Consider the following 19193-nt stretch of genomic DNA (forward strand, 5'->3'; position numbering starts at 1 on the left):
TGGTGACCCCCACGACCGGAGTACGCCAGGCCGGCATGCAGCGAAGCCGCGAGGCACTGCTGACCGCGGCGGCGGCGGCGTTCATCGAGCACGGCGTGCAGGCGCCGGTGCGGGACGTCGCTGAACGTGCCGGGGTGGGTGTGGGCACGGTCTACCGTCACTTCCCTACCCGCGCGGACCTCGTCAACGCTGTCTACCGCCACCAGGTCCAGGAGTGCACGGCCCTCGCGGCGTCCCTGCTCGAGCAGCCGATCCCGGCGGTCGAGGCGCTGGAGCGGTGGATGGCGGCCTTTGTGGACTTCCTGGTGACCAAGCACGGCCTCAGCGAGGCTCTGCTCTCAGAGGACCCGAGCCTGGCGAACTTGCACGCCTTGATCCTCGACGAGCTGGTACCGGCGTGCGCATCCCTGCTCGCGGCCGGCCAGGACGCCGGCGAGGTCGACCCGCAGGTCGCCGCGTTCACGCTGCTGCGCGCGGTGGGGAACCTGTCCATCCCCGGACCGGGCTACGGCAGGGACGAGGCCCGGCAGATGGTTACCCGCCTCCTCGCCGGGTGCCGCACCGCGATCGCTGACTCCCCTCGCCAGGGTTGAGCTGTACGGTCCTCACCGGACAGGCGGGCGGCCGGACCTGACGAATCGAGACTCGCCTGTCGCAGTGGAAGTGGTGAGCCGCACCTTCCCACCCGCAGATCCGAAGACCCCCCATCGGTCTACGGAGACACACTCCGCGCGGTGTTGACCAACCCGACAGGAGGGGTCTGGCACCCCCGCAACGTCCTGCGAACGCTGCAGGACGCCGTCAACCGTCTCGGGCTGCCGAACGGCACTGGCGTCCACACCCTGCGTCACACTGCTGCTACCCACATGCTCGAGGCCGGCATCCACGCCCGCGCCGTTGCCGACATCCTGGGTCATGCCAGCGCGACCACGACTCTCGAGATCTACGGACACACCACAGCCAAGGTCGTCCGAGAGGCCGGCGACCATCTCGCGGACGCGCTACTCCCGGCAAGCGACGACACGAGCGCAGAGTGACACGGCCCACATACCGGACCTGCTGTGCGAAGGCCGCGGGGCCGCCGTCAAGGCCCGACGGGGCTCAATGGGGGTACGAGCCCCTCCAGACGCGGAAAGAGGCCGCCTCCGATGATCCGGAAACGGCCTCTGACCTGCGACATCACGTCGGGCTGACAGGATTTGAACCTGCGACCCCTTGACCCCCAGTCAAGTGCGCTACCAAGCTGCGCCACAGCCCGATGGCCCTCGAAGGGACCATCACGGCCCCCGCAGGAGCCTCGGAAACTCTACCGCATGCGAACGGGCCCGCTGTCCCCCGCGGGCAGGTGGGCGCGCCACGCGGCGGCGACGACGGCCAGGCAGCCGGCGGCGACGACCGCGCCGGCGACGAACATCTGCGGGTAGGCCCACCGCGTCGACAGCCAGGCGAGCACCGCCGGGACGAAGAACCCGAGGTACGCGGCCGAGTAGTACACGGCGGTGAGGCCCGCGAGGTCGTCGGGCGTCGCGATGCGCTGCACCTCGGACAGCCCGGCGACGAGCGCCAGCCCGTAGCCGGCACCCAGCACGGCGGCGGCGACCAGGACCATCGGCAGGGCGAGCGTCGCGGCGGCCCGGGCGGCGAGCCCCATGCCGACGACCAGGATGACGAGGGCGACGACGGACGCCCGGGCGCTGTGCCGGGTGTCGACGAGGCGGGCGACCGACTGCACGGCGAACCCGACCGCGAGGGTGACGACGGTGAGCAGGGCCGAGAACGCGATGGGGACGCCCCCGGCGTGCGACCGCATGAGGCCCGGCAGGACCGCGTACGCGCTGCCCACGGCCCCGAACACCCAGGGCGCGAGCGGCAGCACCACCCGCAGGAACCGCCGGTGCCCGACGGCGGGGACGCGCAGGTCGTCCCGCAGCCGCCCCCGCGGCGCGCCGGGCTGCACCGGATGCGTCTCCGGGACCGTGAGCACCGCGAGGCCGGCGAGGACCGTGACCACGGCGTGCACGAGGTACGGCGTGCCGGTCCGCCACGGGCCCCACTGCGCGAGGACGCCCGCGATGCCGGCGCCGAGCAGGAACCCCGCGGTGAGCGCGAGGGAGGCCCGGCGGGCGCCCGCCTGCGGGGAGCCGGCGGCCGCGCACAGCTCCGCGACCCACGTCGTGCCGACGGCCATCACCAGGCCGAGCGCCAGTCCGGACAGCACCCGCCCGGCCGCCAGCGCCGGCACCGAGGCCGGGCCGAGCGCCAGCACCAGCGATCCGACGATGCCGAGCGGGGCCGCGGGCAGCAGCAGCGGCCGCCGGCCGTACCGGTCGGAGAGCGGGCCGCCGATCAGCAGCGCGGGGACGATGCCCACCACGTAGGCGGCGAGCAGCGCGTCGACGGTCAGGACCGACAGGTGGCTGACCTCCCGGTACATGACGAGCAGCGGCGTGAACTCGTTGCCGCCCCACGCGACCGCGAACATCAGCGCACCGACGCGCAGCCAGGTGCGGGCGTCCACGCCCGCGCCGCCGCCGACCACCCGGGCCGCGGTCGATGCCGGGGCCGGAGCGAGGTCCGAGGTCGTACCCGGCGCGGTCACCGCTCCGCCTCCGCCCGGTCCGGGCGGCCCGTGGCGGCGCGGTGCAGGTGCGCCTCGTGCAGATGGGCGCGCAGCCGGTCGCGGAACACCGCGGCGTCCCCGGCCTCGACCGCCGCGACGAGGCCCTCGTGCCCGGCGACGAACTCCGGCGCCCGCTCCCCGCGCGCGCCCACGGACAGCGCCACCATCCGGCGCTGCCGCTCGCGGAGCGTCACGGAGAAGTCCGTGAGCACCGGGTTGCCGCCGGCCGCGACGACCGCCAGGTGGAACGCTGCGTCGTGCGTCGCGTACGCGTCGAGGTCGCCGGCGGCGAGGGCCGCGCGCTGCGCGTCGACCAGCCCGCGCAGCTCGGCGACGAGCCGGTCCCGGGCCGCGTCCGACCCCACGACCACGTCGACCGCGTGCGACTCGAGCAGCACCCGCGCGTCGACGACCGCCTCCACCTCCCCCGGCGCCACCGGCACGACCAGGGCGCCCCGCTTCGGGAACAGCCGCAGCCACCCCTCCGTGGACAGCCGCAGGAACGCCTCCCGCACCGGCGTGCGGCTCATCGCGAGCTCGGCGGCGACGTCGCCCTCGCTGACCATCTCCCCCGCCGGGAGCCGCCCGGACAGGAGCGCGTCCTTGACGTGGCGGTACGCGAGGTCGGCGGCGGGAACGGCGGGAGGCGACTGCATGGTTCCTACATGTATCTCAGTTGCATCTCAGATGCGCAACGCGTCCGAGGGGTGGACCGCAGACGGCCACGCCTCAGCGGGCGGCGCGCGGGGTGCCGGTGGCGCCGGCGCCGCGGGTGTCCCGGGCCGCGGCGTCCGCCGCGCTGCCGTCCCCGCCGGTGCGGCCCCGCAGCACGTCCAGCTCGGCGGCGACGACCCCGAGCAGCACGAGGTCGATCACGAGCCCCGTCACGGCGCTCCACTGGTCGACCCGGAACAGGAAGATCTGCGTGAGCAGCAGGTTCACCAGCACGGCGCGCCGGAACCACTCGTACCCGCGCCGGCGGTCCCGCCCGACCAGGCGCAGCCCGACGACGGAGCACACGAGGGAGGCCGCGCCGCTGGCGAGCATCCCGGCGATCGCCCACCACGGCAGGTCGACGCCGGACGCGACGAGCACGACGCCCCGTCCGACGGTGTACAGGGTGGCGACCGCGAGCACGCCCACGGTGACACGCGGGAGCCAGCGCACGCGCACGATCCGCCGCGAGGCGGCGACGACCGCCCGCGACACGGCGCTGATCGGGTCGGGCAGCTCGCGCGCGTCGTCCTCGACGGCGTCGAGCAGCGCCCGCACCTCGGCGGCACCGCGCACGTCGCCCGCCGCGTCGGCGAGCTCGCGGGCCTGCCGGCGCGCCCGGTGCGAGAAACCGCCGGCCAGGCCGGCCACCGCGAGGTCCGCCGCGGCCGCGAGGGTCTCGTGCGGGTCGCGCGCCCGGCGCCCGTGGATCGTCTCCCCCACCAGCACCAGGAGCACGACGACCACGTAGATCAGCGACGCGGTCGGCTCGTAGAAGTAGTCGTTGTCCGACGTGACGAACTTGCCGATCTCGTCGATGAACAGCCCGAACCCGATGCCCCCGACCAGCGCCGCCAGCGGCCGCACGACGGGTCCCGCCCACGACAGCACGGCCACCACGGCGACGGCCATCAGCAGCCCGCCCCACAGGACGTGCGCGATGTGCAGCCCACCGCCGCCCAGCTGGGGGAACCCGGTGAGGGCCAGCGCGCCGCGCGTGACCAGCACGGTCAGGACGGTGACGGCCAGGAACCCGGCGACGTGCCGCGGCCCGGCCGGGTCGCGCGGCAGGCCCAGCACGAGCACCGGCGAGCGGCCGGCGAGCAGCGGCCGGTGGGCGGTCACGCCGGTCTCCGGCGCGCCCGCCCGCTCGAGCTGCTCGCCCGCACCGCGGGCCGCGCGGGTCACCGCTTGCGCTTCTCCCGCACCCGGACCGAGATGGAGATCGGCGAGCCCTCGAACCCGAAGGTCTCGCGCAGGCGGCGCTCGATGAACCGGCGGTAGCCGGCCTCGAGGAACCCGCTGGCGAAGATGACGAACCGCGGCGGGCGGGTCGACGCCTGCGTGGCGAACAGGATGCGGGGCTGCTTGCCGCCGCGCAGCGGGTGCGGGTGCGCGGCGACGAGCTCGCCCAGGAACGCGTTGAGCTTGCCGGTGGGCACGCGGGTGTCCCACGACTCCAGGGACTTCGTCAGCGCGGGGACCAGGCGGTCGGTGTGCCAGCCGGTGCGCGCGGAGAGGTTCACCCGCGGCGCCCACTGGATCTGCACGAGCTCCTTCTCGATCTCGCGCTCCAGGTACGGGCGGCGGTCCTCGTCCATGAGGTCCCACTTGTTGTACGCGATCACCAGGGCGCGCCCGGCGTCGATGACCTGCTGGATGACGCGCGTGTCCTGCTCGGTGAGCGGCTGCGACGCGTCGAGCAGCACGACCGCGACCTCGGCCTTCTCGATGGCGGCCTGCGTGCGCAACGAGGCGTAGAAGTCGGCGCCGGACGTCTGGTGCACGCGGCGGCGGATGCCGGCGGTGTCGACGAACCAGTACGGGACGCCCTTGAGCTCGACGAGCTCGTCGACCGGGTCGCGCGTGGTGCCGGCGACGTCGTCCACGACCACGCGGTCGGTGCCGAGCACCTTGTTCAGCAGCGAGGACTTGCCGACGTTCGGCCGGCCGACCAGCGCGACGCGCCGCGGGCCGCCGGGGCGGGCCGTCCCGTGCTGGGACACCGTCGGCAGCGCGGCCATCGCGGCGTCGAGCAGGTCACCCGTGCCGCGGCCGTGCAGCGCCGAGACGGGGTGCGGCTCGCCGAGGCCGAGGCTCCACAGCTCGGCGGCGTCCGCCTCGACCCGCGGGCCGTCGACCTTGTTGGCGCAGAGCACGACCGGCTTGCCGGACTTGCGGAGCAGGCGGACGACGCGCTCGTCGGTGGCGGTGGGCCCGACGGTCGCGTCGACGACGAACAGCACGGCGTCGGCCAGCGAGATCGCGACCTCGGCCTGCTCGGCGACGCGCGCCTCGATGCCCGCGACGTCGACCTCCCAGCCGCCCGTGTCGACCAGGGTGAACCGGCGGCCGGACCACTCCGCCGGGTACGACACGCGGTCGCGCGTGACGCCCGGCTTGTCCTCGACGACAGCCTCCCGGCGCCCGAGGATGCGGTTGACGAGGGTCGACTTGCCGACGTTCGGCCGGCCGACGACCGCGAGCACGGGCAGCACCTGGTAGGCGCCGTCCTCGTCGAGCTCGCCGCCCTCGCCGGACAGCAGCGCGACGTCCTCGTCCTCGAGGTCGTAGTCGGCGAGGCCGGCGCGCAGCGCCCGCTCCCGCGCGGCGTCGTCGTCGGCCTCCGTGGTCACGTCGGTGCCGTCGAACGGCTCGGCGTCGATCGGCTCCGCGTCGCCGGGGTCCCCGGCGACCTGCTCGTCGAGGTCGACGATCTCGTCCTCGACGGGTCCGCTGGTGGTCGGCTGGGCCGGCTCGCTGTCACGCATGGGCACCATTGTCCCTGACCGCGCGCCCGGCGACGAACCGCGCCCCGCTCAGTCCGTGGGGAGCTCGAACCGGGCGCGGGCCGAGGCGTCGGCCACCAGGGCCGAGAGGGCGTCGCGGATCTCCTCGATCGCCGCCGCGGTCACGTCCCGGCGGGACATCCCCGGGCGGCGCTCGACGTGGACCGGCGCGCCCAGCTCCACGTGCAGCCGCCGGCGCAGCCCCGGGATGTGCCCGACGGACTCCCCCGTGCGCCGGGTGCCGAGCATCGCGACGGGGATCACCGGCGCGTGCCCGTTCACCGCCAGCCACGCCACCCCGGCCCGGGCGCTGGCGGCGTCGCCCCGCCCGCGGTTGCCCTCCGGGAACACCCCGACCGCCCCGCCGCGCTGCAGCACCCCCAGCGCGGCGGTCAGCGCCGCCCGCCCGCCGCCGGTCCGGTCCACCGGGATCTGCCCCGACGCGCGCAGGACCGCGCCGATCGGGCCGCGGAACATCTCCTCCTTGACCAGGATGTGCACCGGCCGGGGCACGACGCCGGCGAGGATCGGGCCGTCCACGACGCTCGTGTGGTTGGCCGCGAACAGCACCGGGCCCTCGGCGGGCACGTGCTCGACGCCGACGACGCGCGCGTCCCACACCCCGTGCGCGAGCAGCCGGCCGATCCCGCGCGCCCACGCCGGCATGTCGCGGACGGGTGCTGCTCCGGTCACGCGTGCAGGTCCGCGGTGCGGGCGACGACGTCGAGCACGGCCTGCACGGTCTGCTCCAGGTCGAGCTCCGAGGAGTCGACGGTGACGACGCCGTCCGCGGCCACGAGGAACTGCGAGACGGTCGAGTCGTCCGCGTCCCGGCGGACCACCTGGTCGCGGGTCGCCTCGACCGCGGCCGCGTCCGCCGTGCCGTGCACCTCGCGGGCACGCCGGGCGAGCCGGGCCTCCTCGCTGGCGGTGAGCAGCAGCCGCACGTCGGCGTCCGGGGCGATCACCGTGGTGATGTCCCGGCCCTCGGCGACGATGCCGCGCCCGCCGGAGAACGACGAGGACGCCCCCTGCGCCGCGATCTCGTCCCGCTGCCGGCGCCCGAGCTCGGCCCGGACCTCCAGGTTCGTGGCGACGGCGCTCACCGCGGCGGAGATCGCCGTCTCGCGGATGGCCTCGCCGACGTCGTGCCCGTCGACGTGCACGCCGGGCTGCCGCGGGTCGACACCCATGACGAGCGGCATCCCCCGGACCAGGTCGGCCACGGCGTCGGTGTCCGTCAGCGGGACGCCGCTCTGCAGCGCCCACCAGGTCGCCGCCCGGTACATCGCGCCGGTGTCGAGGTACGCGAGCCCGAGCCGGTCGGCGACCATCCGGGACACGGTCGACTTCCCCGAGCCGGACGGCCCGTCGATCGCCACCACCACCGGGCGCCGGGCGCCCGTCTCCGTCGTCGCGTCCTCGCGCGTCACCGGACCAACCTCCATCCGCGGGCCGTCAGCTCCGCCTCCAGGTGCGCCGAGCGCGCGGGGTCGACGGACACCGACGCCATGCCGACGGGCCGTCCCGCCGCGTGCTCGAGCTGCAGCTCCTCCAGGTTCACGCCGGCCGCGCCGACGTCCGTCAGCAGGCGGGCGAGCTCTCCGGGCTGGTCGGGGACCAGCGCCGTGACCACCGCGTACCGGCGCGGCGCACCGCCGTGCTTGCCCGGGACCAGGCCCACCCCGGCGTTGCCGTCCGCGAGCAGCCGCGCGATCCGCGCGAGGGCCCCGAGCTCGACGTCCTCCGGCCCGGAGGCCTGCGCGGCGCTGCCCAGCGCGGCCAGCACCTCGTCCAGGTCCGCCCGCAGGCCGGTCAGCACGTCCCGCACGGCCTCGGCGTTCGCCGCGAGGATCGACGTCCACAGGGCCGGGTCCGACGACGCGATGCGCGTGACGTCCCGCAGCCCCTGACCGGCCAGCCCGAGGGCGTCCGGCTCCGCGCCCCGCAGCCGCGCCGCGACCAGGCTCGCGGCGACCTGCGGCACGTGCGACACCACGGCGACCGCCGCGTCGTGCGCGTCGGCGTCCATCGTGACGGGCACCCCGCCCAGGTCGGTGGCGAGCGCCCGCACGGCCAGCAGCGCCTCGGGCCGGGACTCGCCGGAGCCGACGACGACCCACGGCCGCCCCACGAACAGGTCCGGCACCGCCGCGGCGGGGCCGGAGCGCTCCCGTCCCGCCATCGGGTGCGACCCCACGTAGCGCGTGAGGTCCGCGCCGGCGGCCCGCAGCTCGGCCAGCACGTAGCCCTTGACGCTCGCCACGTCGGTGACGACGGCGTCCGGGTGCGCGGCCAGCTCGGCCCGCACCACGTCGGCCGTCACGTCCGGCGGCGCCGCGACCACGACCAGCGCGGGCTCCGGGTCGCCGTCGCCGGCCGGGCGTCCCGCGCCGACGTCGCGCGCGAGCGCCAGCGCCGTGCGGGACGGGTCGTGCAGGGTCACGTCGACGCCGCGGGTGGTCAGCGCAAGCCCGACGGACGCGCCCAGCAGGCCGGTGCCCACGACGCGCACGGGGCCGCGGGTCGCGACCCCGCCGTTCGCCGCCGTCACATGCCCACCGAGGTCATCAGCGACCCCACCTCCGCCTTCCCGAGCACGCGGGTGCGGCCCGGGGGCAGGTCGCCGAGCTTGATGGGGCCGATCTGGACGCGCAGCAGCCGGGTCACGGGGTACCCGACCTCCTCCAGCAGGCGGCGGACCACGCGGTTGCGGCCCTCGTGCAGCACGATCTCCACCAGGCTCGCCTGCGGCGTCTGGTCGATCAGCCGGAAGTCGTCGACCGCGACGACGCCGTCCTCCAGCTCGACGCCCTTGCGCAGCCGCGCGCCGATGCCGCCGGACACCCGGCCGTCGACCGTCGCGAGGTACGTCTTGGTGACGCCGTGCGACGGGTGCGACAGGCGGTTCGCCAGCTCGCCGTCGTTCGTCAGCAGGATCAGGCCCTCGGAGTCCGCGTCGAGCCGGCCGACGTGGAACAGCCGCTCCTCACGGCCCTGCACGAACTCCGCGAGCGACGGGCGCCCCTCCGGGTCGTGCATCGTCGAGACGACGCCCAGCGGCTTGTTCAGCGCGATGGTGATCATCGACTGGTCGAGCTGCAGGCGCAGGCCGTCCACGTGGATGACCGAGGTGAGCGGGTCGACGCGCACGCCGAGCTCCGTCACGACCTGGTCGTCCACCGACACCCGGCCGGCCGAGATCAGCTCCTCGCACGCGCGGCGCGAGCCGAGGCCCGCCTGCGCGAGCACCTTCTGCAGCCGGACGCCCTCGGGGTCGTGCACGTCGACCGTCGGCTCCGAGCGGCGGCGGGGTGCCGCCGGGCGCGCGGGGCGGGAGGGCCACTTCGAGCCGGGGCGGCCGATGCCGCCCGCGGGGCTGCGCCGGTCGCCACCGGGACGCCCGCCGCCCTGGCCGCCGCTGCGGCCCTGACCCGAGCCACCGCCGGAACCGCCGCCCTGCCAGCCGCCGCCCTGGCCGCCGCTGCGACCCTGACCCGAGCCGCCACCGGAGCCGCCGCCCTGCCAGCCACCGCCCTGTCCCGGGCCGCCGCGCCGCTCACCGGCGACCCGGCCTCCGGGGACGCCGGAGCGACCCGCGCCGCCGGCACCACCGGAGCGACCCGCGCCGCCGGCACCCGGACGACCGCCCGACGGGCGGCCCGCGCCGCCACCGCCGGGGCGTCCGCCGGCACCCGGCCGGCCCGATCCTCCGGACCGGCCCGCCGCACCGCCGCCGGCTCCGCGCGCGCCGCCTCCGCCGCCCGCTCCGCCACGGCCCCGGCCGCCCTGTCCTGCTGCACTCATCACACGTCTCCTGTCGTACCGTCGGCCCCGTCCAGGCCCTCGAACGCATCGATGTCGGGCAGGTACGGGGCGAGCGGGGGCAGCTCCTCGAGGTCCGTGAGGCCCATCCGCTCCAAGAAGTATCCCGTGGTCCGGTACAGGACCGCACCAGTGGTCGGATCCGTCCCCGCCTCGGCGACCAGACCCCGAGCCGTCAGCGTCCGCACGACGCCGTCGACGTTCACCCCGCGGACCCCCGAGACCTGCCCGCGCGTGACCGGCTGCCGGTAGGCGATCACCGCCAGCGTCTCCAGCGCCGCCTGCGTCAGCCGGGCGGACTGCCCGTCGAGCACGAACCGCCCGACCACCTGGTGGTACGCCGGCGCGGAGTAGATCCGCCAGCCGTCGCCGACCTGCCGCAGCTCGAACCCGCGGGGCCGGCCGCCGTGCTCCCCGCGGTACTCGGCGGCCAGCGTCGCCAGCAGCCCCTCGACGTCCGGCGTCGGCAGCCCGAGCACCGTCGCGAGCCGGACGGCGGGGACCGGCTCGTCGGCGACCATGAGCACGGCCTCCAGCGCGGCGAGCGCGCCGCCGGGCAGGTCGTCGACGTCCGGCACGGGCTCGTCGGCGCGCGGCGCCTCGTCGGTGCGCGGGGCCTCGTCGGCGCGCGCTGGCAGGTCCACGGCCTCCGCCCGCAGCTCGTCCACCGCGGTCGCGTCCTCGGTCATGCGTCCGTCCCCTCGTCCGGTCCCCCGGTGCCCGCCCCGTCGGCGTCCGGCCCGGCGTCGCCCTCGTCGAAGTCCGTGGTCACCGCCACGTCCCCCTCGCCCGTCGCCGTCCACCGGACGGTCAGCTCGCCGAGCGGCGTCACCTGCTCGAACCCGACGGCGCCCTCGCGGAACAGCTCGAGCAGCGCGAGGAACCGCGCGACGACGACGAGCGTGGAGCCGGCGTCCGCGGTGAGCGCGCGGAAGGTGGTGGCCCCGCCGTGCCGCAGGCGGTCCGCCAGCAGCGCCGCCTGGTCCCGGACGCTGACGGCCGGCGCGTGCAGGTGGCTGATGTCGACGCCCGGCGGCGGGGGCGGCGGCGCGAGGGCCTTCGCGGCCAGCGCGGCGAGCTCCGCGGGCCCGATCTTCCACACGAGCTCCGGCAGCATCGCGGCGAGGTGCGGCTCCAGCTGCACGGTGCGCGGGTACCGCTTGCCCTGCTCGGTGAGGCGCGCGCCGATGTCGGCGGCGACGACCTTGTACGCCCGGTACTGCAGCAGCCGCGCGAACAGCAGGTCCCGGGCCTCCAGCAGCTCCAGGTCCTCGGCGTCCTCCACGTCCCCGGCGGGCAGCAGCCGCGCGGCCTTGAGGTCGAGCAGGGTCGCCGCCACGAGCAGGAACTCGCTCGCCTGGCCGAGGTCCCAGGTGCGCCCCCCGCCGGGCACGGACCGCTCGGCGGCCCGGATGTAGGCGATGAACTCGTCCGTCACGGCGGCCAGGGCCACCTCGGTGATGTCGAGCTTGTGCTTGGAGATCAGCCCCAGCAGCAGGTCGAACGGCCCGGAGAAGTTCTCCAGGTGCACCTCGAAGGCGCTGGAGCCGACCGGCGCGGCGGGCTGCTCGGCTGGTGCGGCGGGCGCCGCCGGCGCGGCCGTGTCAGGCGGCGTCGCCACGGGCGACGAGCTCCCGGGCCAGCTGCCGGTACGCGTGCGCCCCGGCGTGCGTCGGCGCGTAGGTCGTGATCGGCTCGGCGGCCACCGAGGCGTCGGGGAACTTCACGGTCCGGCCGATGACGGTGTGCAGCAGGGTGTCGCCGAACGCCTCGTACACGCGGGCGACGACCTCGCGGGCGTGCAGCGTGCGGGGGTCGTACATGGTCGCGAGGATGCCGTCGACCTCGAGGCGCGGGTTGAGCCGGTCGCGGACCTTCTCGATGGTCTCGACGAGGAGCGCGACGCCGCGCAGCGCGAAGAACTCGCACTCCAGCGGGATGAGCACACCGTGCGCGGCGGTCAGGGCGTTCACCGTCAGCAGGCCCAGGGACGGCTGGCAGTCGACGAGCACCACGTCGTAGTCGTCCAGCACGGGCCGCAGCACGCGGGACAGGATCGACTCGCGGGCGACCTCGCTGACCAGCTGCACCTCGGCGGCGGACAGGTCGATGTTCGCCGGGAGCAGGTCGACGCCCGGGGTCGACGTCGGCAGGATCAGGTCGCCGATCTGCACGTGCCGGTCGACCAGCAGGTCGTACACCGTCCGGTCGAGCTCGTGCGGGTTCGCGCCCATGCCGACGGACGCGGCGCCCTGCGGGTCGAAGTCGACGACGAGCACCCGCCGGCCGTACTCCGCGAGGGCGGCGGCCAGGTTGATGGTCGTCGTGGTCTTGCCGACGCCGCCCTTCTGGTTGCACATCGCGATCACGCGGGCTGGGCCGTGCGCGGCGAGGGGGGCGGGGGACGGGGAAGTCGGGCAGGGCCCTGCCCACCGGGTCGAGAACGGTCTCGGTCGTCTCCTCGCGTGCCACCCGCACAACTTACCGGAGCGCGACCCGGGTCAGCGGCTCCCCGCGCCGGTGGCGGCGCGCTGCGTCCCGGTTCCGGTGGCGCTCCCCCGCCTGGCGCGCGGGTGGCTCGTCGCGTACACCTCGCGCAGGGTGTCGGGCGTCACCTTCGTGTAGATCTGCGTCGTCGTGACGGACGCGTGCCCGAGCAGCTCCTGCACGACGCGGACGTCCGCCCCGCCGGCCAGCAGGTGGGTGGCGAACGAGTGCCGGAGGGTGTGCGGCGAGACGTGCGCGGCGCCGTCGAGGCCCGCCCGCTCCGCCGCGGTGCGCAGGACCGCCCACGCGCTCTGCCGCGACAGCCGGGCGCCGCGGGTGTTGAGGAACACCGCGCCCCCGCTGCGGCTCATCTGCCCGGACGCGGCCAGCGCCGGGCGCGCGCGCACCAGGTAGGCCTCCACGGCCTCGACGGCGTACGCGCCGACCGGGACGACGCGCTCCTTGCTGCCCTTGCCGAACAGCCGGACGGAGGCGCGCCCCTCGGTGAGGTCCAGGTCGTCGACGTCGAGCCCCACCGCCTCGGAGATCCGCGCGCCCGTCGAGTACACGAGCTCCAGCAGCGCCCGGTCGCGCAGCGGCACCGGGCCGTCGCCGAGCGACGCGGCTTCCAGGAGCCGCTCGACGTCGTGCGTCGAGATGGCCTTGGGCAGCCGCTGGGGCTGCTGCGGGGGCCGCACCGCGCGGGCGGGGTCGGCGGCGCTCAGGCCCTCCAGCACGCAGAACCGGTGCCAGCCGCGGACGGCGACCACCGCGCGGGCGGCCGACGACGCGGACAGCACCGCGCGGCCGTCGGTGCCGGTCCGCACCGCGGTGAGGAAGTCCTCGACGTCCGCCTCGGCGACGTCCGCCACCGCCGCCCGGCCGCTGCGCTCGAGGTGCTCGACGTAGCGGGTGAGGTCGCGGCGGTACGCGCCGAGGGTGTTCACGGAGAGCCCGCGCTCGACCGTCAGGTGCGCGAGGTAGCCGTCGAGGGCCGCGCGCAGGGCGGGAGCGACGGGCGGGGCGGGAGCGACGGGCGTCCCGGGGCCGTCCGCCATGCCGCCGACCTCCCCGGTTCCTCCTGCGTCAGAACGGGAGGAACACGTCGACCGCCACCGCGACCGACAGCAGCGACAGGTACGTGATCGACCCGTGGAACACCGACATCGCGCGGAGCTTGCCGCGGGACGGGTCCTGGGCGCGACGGTACAGGCCGATGCACGACCAGAGGAACCACACGCCGAGCACCGTCGCGACGACCGCGTACACCCAGGTCATCCCGGCGACGGGGACCAGCAGCAGCGAGCAGGCGATCATCGCCAGCGTGTAGGCGATCATCTCCTTCGCGACCTTCGACTCGGCGGCGACGACCGGCAGCATCGGCACCCCGGCCGCGGCGTAGTCCTTGCGGAACTTCATCGACAGCGGCCAGTAGTGCGGCGGCGTCCAGAAGAAGATGACCCCGAACAGCAGCACCGCCGCCCAGGACACCCCGCCGGTCACCGACGACCAGCCGATGAGGACCGGCATGCAGCCCGCCGCGCCGCCCCACACGATGTTCTGCGGCGTGCGCCGCTTGAGGATCATCGTGTAGCCGACGACGTAGATGAGGATCGCGGCGCCCGTCAGCAGCGAGGACGCCACGTTGACCACCAGCGCGAGCCACGCGAGCGAGGCGACGCCGAGCAGCAGGCCGAACAGCAGGGCCGCCCGCGGCGTGATCTCGCCGGTGACCAGCGGCCGGCGCTTGGTCCGGTTCATCACCTGGTCGATGTCGCGGTCCAGGTAGCAGTTGAGGACGTTCGCCGACCCGGCCGCGGCCGCGCCGCCGACCAGGGTGGCGAGCACGAGCCCCACCGACGGGAAGCCGCCGTGCGCGAGGATCATCGTCGGCAGCGTGGTGACCAGCAGGAGCTCGATGACGCGCGGCTTGGTCAGCGCGACGTAGGCACCGACGCGGCGGCGCAGGGTCCGGCCCTGGGCGGCGTCGCCGGGACGGGCCTGGGGTCGGGAGGAGGCACCGGCGGGAGCCGCTGGGCTCATCGTGCGCACGCTCCGGTCCTCCGCCCGTCGTCGTCCCGCGCGGACCGAGGTCCCGCGGATGATCTGAGCCATCGTACGTGCCTTTCACCGGCAGAGGGCGCTCCGCAGCGCCTGGGACCTCGGTCCCAGGGGTGTGACGTCCGTCGCCCCGTGGCGCGTCGGCCTGTGGACCGACCGGCACAGCCCCAGCAGCGGGTCTACGCTCGAAGAGCACGCTCGGCTCTGCTTCTTCGGGGGGCCGGGCGTGAGCGGCGCCCGGCCCCCCGACCGGGCACCCGTCCGTCGACGTCCCGGTCCGTGGCCGGGGCGGGAGTGAGGTGGAAGAACGATGACTGAGGGCACCACGCCGCTCGACCAGGTGGCCGACGCGGGCGTCGCGGTCTGGCTGGACGACCTGTCCCGGGAGCGCCTGCGCACCGGGAACCTGAAGGACCTCGTGGCCCAGCGCCGCGTGGTCGGCGTCACGACGAACCCGACGATCTTCGCGAGCGCGCTGGCGAAGGGCGAGTCGTACGACGAGCAGCTCAAGCAGCTCGCGGCCCAGGGCACCGACGTCGACGGGGCGGTCTTCGCGATCACCACCGACGACGTCCGCGAGGCCGCCGACGTGCTCCGGCCCGTCTACGACGCGACCGACGGCGTGGACGGCCGCGTGTCGATCGAGGTCGACCCGCGCCTGGCGCACGACACCCAGGGCACCGTGGACTCGGCCCGCGCGCTGTGGTCGACGGTCGACCGGCCGAACCTCTTCATCAAGATCCCCGCGACGCGCGAGGGCCTGTCCGCGATCACGCAGGTGCTCGCCGACGGCATCAGCGTCAACGTCACGCTGATCTTCTCGCTCGAGCGCTACCGCCTCGTGCTGGACGCGTTCGTCGAGGGCCTCGAGCGGGCGAAGGCCAACGGCCACGACCTCGCGCCGATCGCCTCCGTGGCGTCCTTCTTCGTCTCGCGCGTCGACGCCGCGATCGACCCCCGGCTCGACGCGATCGGCTCCCCCGAGGCCGCCGAGCTGCGCGGCAAGGCGGCCATCGCGAACGCCCGCCTCGCCTACGGCGTCTACGAGGAGGTCGTCGCCGGCGAGCGCTGGCAGGCCCTCGCGGCGGCCGGCGCGAAGCCGCAGCGCCCGCTCTGGGCGTCCACCGGCGTGAAGGACAAGGCGTACCCCGACACGCGCTACGTCGACGAGCTCGTCGTCGCCGGCGTCGTCAACACCATGCCGGAGGCGACCCTGCAGGCGGTGGCCGACCACGGCCAGTTCCGCGGCGACACCGTCACGGGCACGCAGGCCGAGGCGCAGCAGGTCATCGACGGCCTGGCGGCGCTCGGCATCGAGATCGACGAGGTCACCGACCAGCTCGAGCGCGAGGGCGTCGAGAAGTTCGAGGCCAGCTGGACCGAGCTGCTCGACACCGTCACCGGCGGCCTGGACCAGGTGACCGAGTGAGGCCCGCGAAGGTCACCGCGGAGCACAACCCCCTCCGCGACCCGCGCGACCGCCGGCTCCCCCGCATCGCCGGGCCCTCGGGCCTCGTGATCTTCGGGGTGACCGGCGACCTCGCGCGCAAGAAGCTCATGCCGGCGGTGTACGACCTCACCAACCGCGGCCTGCTGCCCCCCGGCTTCGCGCTCACCGGGTTCGCCCGGCGCGACTGGGAGGACCAGGACTTCGCGCAGATCGTGCACGACTCCGTCAAGGAGCACGCGCGCACGCCGTTCCGCGAGGCCACGTGGCGCCAGCTGTCGGAGGGCATCCGGTTCGTCCAGGGCACCTTCGACGACGACGACGCGTTCGACCGCCTGCGCCAGACCGTCGAGGACCTCGACGTCTCCCGCGGCACCGGCGGCAACCACGCGTTCTACCTGTCGGTGCCGCCGAGCGCGTTCCCGGTGGTGTGCAAGCAGCTCGCCCGCTCCGGCCTGTCCGAGTCCGTCGAGGACGCCTGGCGCCGCGTGGTGATCGAGAAGCCGTTCGGGCACGACCTGCAGTCGGCGCGCGAGCTCAACGAGGTCGTGTCCTCGGTGTTCCACCCGGACGACGTCTTCCGCATCGACCACTACCTGGGCAAGGAGACGGTGCAGAACCTGCTGGCGCTGCGCTTCGCGAACCAGCTGTTCGAGCCGATCTGGAACGCCAACTACGTCGACCACGTGCAGATCACGATGGCCGAGGACATCGGCGTCGGCGGCCGCGCCGGGTACTACGACGGCATCGGCGCGGCGCGCGACGTCATCCAGAACCACCTGCTGCAGCTCCTCGCCCTCACGGCGATGGAGGAGCCGGTCACGTTCGACGCGCACGACCTCACCGCCGAGAAGATCAAGGTCCTCTCGGCCGTGCGCGTGCCGAAGGACATCGGCAAGCACACCGCCCGCGGGCAGTACGCCGCGGGGTGGCAGGGCGGCGAGCGCGTCGTCGGGTACCTGGACGAGGGCGGCTTCGACCCGAACTCGACCACGGAGACCTTCGCCGCCATCCGCGTGGACGTGGACACCCGCCGCTGGGCCGGCGTCCCGTTCTACCTCCGGACCGGCAAGCGCCTCGGCCGGCGCGTCACCGAGATCGCCGTCGTGTTCAAGAAGGCGCCGCACCTGCCCTTCGAGTCGACCGCGACCGAGGAGCTCGGCAAGAACGCGCTCGTCATCCGCGTCCAGCCGGACGAGGGCGTCACGCTGCGGTTCGGCGCCAAGGTCCCGGGCACCGCCATGGAGGTCCGCGACGTCACGATGGACTTCGGCTACGGCCACGCCTTCACCGAGTCGTCCCCCGAGGCCTACGAGCGCCTGATCCTCGACGTCCTGCTGGGCGACCCGCCGCTGTTCCCGCGGCACGAGGAGGTCGAGCTCTCCTGGAAGATCCTCGACCCCATCACGTCCTACTGGGCGAGCAAGGGCAAGCCCGAGCCGTACCGGGCGGGCACCTGGGGGCCGGAGTCGGCCGACCGCATGATGGAGCGCGACGGACGAGCCTGGAGGCGACCGTGATCATCGACCTGCCGAAGACCACCACGCGGGACATCAACAAGCGGCTGGTCCAGGAGCGCGACGAGGGCGGCGCGGTCGCCCTCGGGCGCGTGCTGACGCTCATCATCGACGTCGGCGCCCACGACCCGGAGGACGCCATCGAGGCGGCCAACGACGCGAGCCGCGAGCACCCGTGCCGCGTCATCGTGCTCACCGAGGAGGGCCCCGGCGCCGACTCCGAGCTCGACGCGCAGATCCGCCTCGGCGGGGACGCCGGAGCCTCCGAGGTCGTCCTGCTGCACCCGTCGGCCGCGCAGGCCCGGCACCTGGACACCCTGGTGCTGCCGCTGCTGCTGCCCGACGCGCCGATCGTCGCGTGGTGGCCGTACGACGTGCCGGCCGACCCGTCCCAGCACCCGCTGGGGCAGCTCGCGCGCCGCCGGATCACCGACAGCACCGAGGCGACCAGCCCGTCGAAGGCCCTGCACCAGCTCGCGACCACCTACGCGGACGGCGACACCGACCTCGCGTGGACCCGGACGACGCTGTGGCGCGGCCTCATCGCCGCGACCCTGGACCAGCCGCCGTTCGAGCCCGTGCAGCGCGCGGTCGTGTCCGGCGAGAGCACGCACCCGTCGGTCGACCTCATGGCCGCCTGGCTCGGGCTCGCGCTGAACTGCCCGGTCGACATCGAGCGGCAGGCCGACGCCCCGGCGATCACGCAGGTGCGCCTCGACCGCAGGTCCGGCTCGATCGTGCTCGACCGCCCGGACGGCAAGACCGCCGCCCTGCGCCAGCCGGACCAGCCGGAGCACCGGATCGCCCTGCCGATCCGCCAGCTGCGCGAGTGCCTGGCCGAGGAGCTCCGCCGGCTCGACGCCGACGAGGTCTACGGCGAGGTCATCCGCAAGGGCCTGACGAAGGTCGGCGCGTGACCGGCGCCCCGCGCACCGTCCTGGTGCACCCGGACGCGACGGTCCTCGCCGAGGCGACGGCCGCGCGGCTCATCACCCGGCTGGTCGACCTGCAGTCGGCGGCCGCGCCGGTGCACGTCGTGCTCACCGGCGGCACGGTGGGCATCCGCACGCTCGCCGCGGTCGCCGCGTCGCCGGCGTGCGCGGCGGTGGACTGGACCGGCGTGCACCTCTGGTGGGGCGACGAGCGGTTCCTCCCGGACGGCGACCCCGACCGGAACGAGACGCAGGCGCGCGAGGCCCTGATCTCCGCGCTGGGCGACGCGCTCCCCGCCGCGAACGTGCACCCGATGCGGCCGCTCGACGCCGCCGCGGGGGTCACGACCCCGGAGGACTCGGCCGCGGCCTACGCCGCCGAGCTCGCCGCGTTCGCCCCCGAGGGTGCGGACGTGCCGACGTTCGACGTCCTCATGCTCGGCATGGGACCCGACGGGCACGTCGCGTCGCTGTTCCCCGGGCACGAGGCCGTCGGCACCACCGGCGTCCCGGCCGTCGGCGTGCACGGCTCCCCCAAGCCGCCGCCGGAGCGGGTGTCCCTCACGTTCGAGGCCATCCGCGCGGCCCGTGAGGTGTGGGTCGTCGCGGCGGGCGCCGAGAAGGCCGGGGCGGTCGCGTCGGCCCTCGCCGACTCCCCCGTCGAGCAGACCCCCGCCGCGGGCGCCCACGGCACCGAGGCGACGCTGTGGCTCGTCGACGCCGCCGCGGTCGCCCAGGTCGGCGCCGACCCCGGCGCGGCCTGACGCCGCCGCACCCAGGAACGCCGGAGGGCCCCGCAGC

The 19193-nt window shown here is 75.2% G+C and carries 18 protein-coding genes, 1 tRNA gene and 1 pseudogene; 6 read left to right on the forward strand and 14 right to left on the reverse strand.

Translation table 11 applies throughout. From position 1 onward, the window contains the following. Window positions 1-2 precede the first annotated feature (2 nt). The gene (locus tag QNH85_RS02205) at window positions 3-593 is read left to right on the forward strand and encodes a TetR/AcrR family transcriptional regulator (protein WP_282944259.1); all 591 of its coding nucleotides are present in this window, start codon (window positions 3-5) and stop codon (window positions 591-593) included. Window positions 594-734: 141 nt separating this feature from the next. Further along, window positions 735-1037 (forward strand): tyrosine-type recombinase/integrase, encoded by a 303-nt coding sequence (locus tag QNH85_RS02210; protein WP_282944260.1) that lies wholly within the window; start codon window positions 735-737, stop codon window positions 1035-1037. Window positions 1038-1184: 147 nt separating this feature from the next. On the opposite strand, the gene QNH85_RS02215 is transcribed toward QNH85_RS02210, so the two are convergent. The 14 genes and pseudogenes from QNH85_RS02215 to QNH85_RS02280 all read right to left on the reverse strand — a co-directional run bounded on the left by QNH85_RS02215 (window position 1185) and on the right by QNH85_RS02280 (window position 14478). Beyond that, window positions 1185-1258: transfer RNA gene (locus QNH85_RS02215), tRNA-Pro, on the reverse strand. A 48-nt stretch (window positions 1259-1306) separates the two neighbouring features. Continuing rightward, window positions 1307-2599 (reverse strand): MFS transporter, encoded by a 1293-nt coding sequence (locus QNH85_RS02220; protein ID WP_282944261.1) that lies wholly within the window; start codon window positions 2597-2599, stop codon window positions 1307-1309. Next, window positions 2596-3276: a GntR family transcriptional regulator gene (locus QNH85_RS02225; RefSeq protein ID WP_282944262.1), complete on the reverse strand. Its 681-nt coding sequence runs from the start codon at window positions 3274-3276 to the stop codon at window positions 2596-2598. Before QNH85_RS02225 ends, QNH85_RS02220 begins: the two co-directional genes overlap by 4 nt. A gap of 73 nt (window positions 3277-3349) precedes the next feature. Further along, window positions 3350-4522, reverse strand: coding sequence for a hypothetical protein (locus QNH85_RS02230; protein ID WP_282944263.1), 1173 nt, complete (start codon window positions 4520-4522; stop codon window positions 3350-3352). Beyond that, complete coding sequence (gene der / locus QNH85_RS02235) at window positions 4519-6105, reverse strand: ribosome biogenesis GTPase Der (protein ID WP_282944264.1); 1587 nt, start codon at window positions 6103-6105, stop codon at window positions 4519-4521. The genes QNH85_RS02230 and der overlap by 4 nt, the downstream gene beginning before the upstream one ends. A gap of 48 nt (window positions 6106-6153) precedes the next feature. Then, the gene (locus QNH85_RS02240) at window positions 6154-6816 is read right to left on the reverse strand and encodes a lysophospholipid acyltransferase family protein (RefSeq protein ID WP_282944265.1); all 663 of its coding nucleotides are present in this window, start codon (window positions 6814-6816) and stop codon (window positions 6154-6156) included. Continuing rightward, window positions 6813-7571 carry a (d)CMP kinase gene (gene cmk / locus QNH85_RS02245; RefSeq protein ID WP_428830338.1) on the reverse strand — a complete coding sequence of 253 codons (759 nt, stop codon included), beginning with the start codon at window positions 7569-7571 and terminating at the stop codon, window positions 6813-6815. Before cmk ends, QNH85_RS02240 begins: the two co-directional genes overlap by 4 nt. Next, window positions 7553-8677, reverse strand: coding sequence for a prephenate dehydrogenase (locus QNH85_RS02250; RefSeq protein ID WP_213284244.1), 1125 nt, complete (start codon window positions 8675-8677; stop codon window positions 7553-7555). Before QNH85_RS02250 ends, cmk begins: the two co-directional genes overlap by 19 nt. Continuing rightward, window positions 8674-9408 carry a pseudouridine synthase gene (locus tag QNH85_RS19910; protein WP_346016285.1) on the reverse strand — a complete coding sequence of 245 codons (735 nt, stop codon included), beginning with the start codon at window positions 9406-9408 and terminating at the stop codon, window positions 8674-8676. The genes QNH85_RS02250 and QNH85_RS19910 overlap by 4 nt, the downstream gene beginning before the upstream one ends. A 521-nt stretch (window positions 9409-9929) precedes the next feature. Beyond that, window positions 9930-10637: an SMC-Scp complex subunit ScpB gene (gene scpB / locus QNH85_RS02260; RefSeq protein ID WP_282944268.1), complete on the reverse strand. Its 708-nt coding sequence runs from the start codon at window positions 10635-10637 to the stop codon at window positions 9930-9932. Continuing rightward, window positions 10634-11569 (reverse strand): segregation and condensation protein A, encoded by a 936-nt coding sequence (locus tag QNH85_RS02265; protein ID WP_428830339.1) that lies wholly within the window; start codon window positions 11567-11569, stop codon window positions 10634-10636. Before QNH85_RS02265 ends, scpB begins: the two co-directional genes overlap by 4 nt. Beyond that, window positions 11553-12420: pseudogene (locus QNH85_RS02270) on the reverse strand (ParA family protein). Before QNH85_RS02270 ends, QNH85_RS02265 begins: the two are co-directional and overlap by 17 nt. Window positions 12421-12449: 29 nt before the next feature. Then, a complete protein-coding gene (xerD, locus tag QNH85_RS02275) occupies window positions 12450-13493 on the reverse strand; it encodes a site-specific tyrosine recombinase XerD (protein ID WP_282944269.1) in 1044 nt (347 codons plus the stop codon). A 28-nt stretch (window positions 13494-13521) separates the two neighbouring features. After that, on the reverse strand, window positions 13522-14478 hold the full coding sequence (locus QNH85_RS02280) for a heme o synthase (RefSeq protein ID WP_213284239.1): 957 nt from the start codon (window positions 14476-14478) through the stop codon (window positions 13522-13524). A 328-nt stretch (window positions 14479-14806) separates the two neighbouring features. On the opposite strand from QNH85_RS02280, the gene tal reads away from it, so the two are divergent. Genes tal through pgl form a run of 4 tightly spaced genes read left to right on the forward strand, consistent with a single transcriptional unit; the run spans window position 14807 to window position 19156 of the window. Beyond that, window positions 14807-15925: a transaldolase gene (gene tal, locus QNH85_RS02285; protein ID WP_213284238.1), complete on the forward strand. Its 1119-nt coding sequence runs from the start codon at window positions 14807-14809 to the stop codon at window positions 15923-15925. Further along, window positions 15922-17463 carry a glucose-6-phosphate dehydrogenase gene (zwf, locus tag QNH85_RS02290; protein ID WP_213284237.1) on the forward strand — a complete coding sequence of 514 codons (1542 nt, stop codon included), beginning with the start codon at window positions 15922-15924 and terminating at the stop codon, window positions 17461-17463. The genes tal and zwf overlap by 4 nt, the downstream gene beginning before the upstream one ends. Next, window positions 17460-18377, forward strand: a complete 918-nt coding sequence (locus QNH85_RS02295) for a glucose-6-phosphate dehydrogenase assembly protein OpcA (RefSeq protein ID WP_282944270.1) — start codon at window positions 17460-17462, stop codon at window positions 18375-18377. Before zwf ends, QNH85_RS02295 begins: the two co-directional genes overlap by 4 nt. Beyond that, window positions 18374-19156 carry a 6-phosphogluconolactonase gene (gene pgl / locus QNH85_RS02300; protein WP_282944271.1) on the forward strand — a complete coding sequence of 261 codons (783 nt, stop codon included), beginning with the start codon at window positions 18374-18376 and terminating at the stop codon, window positions 19154-19156. The genes QNH85_RS02295 and pgl overlap by 4 nt, the downstream gene beginning before the upstream one ends. Window positions 19157-19193: the final 37 nt, after the last annotated feature.

Source organism: Cellulomonas endometrii (assembly GCF_949769265.1).
GTDB lineage: Bacteria > Actinomycetota > Actinomycetes > Actinomycetales > Cellulomonadaceae > Cellulomonas > Cellulomonas endometrii.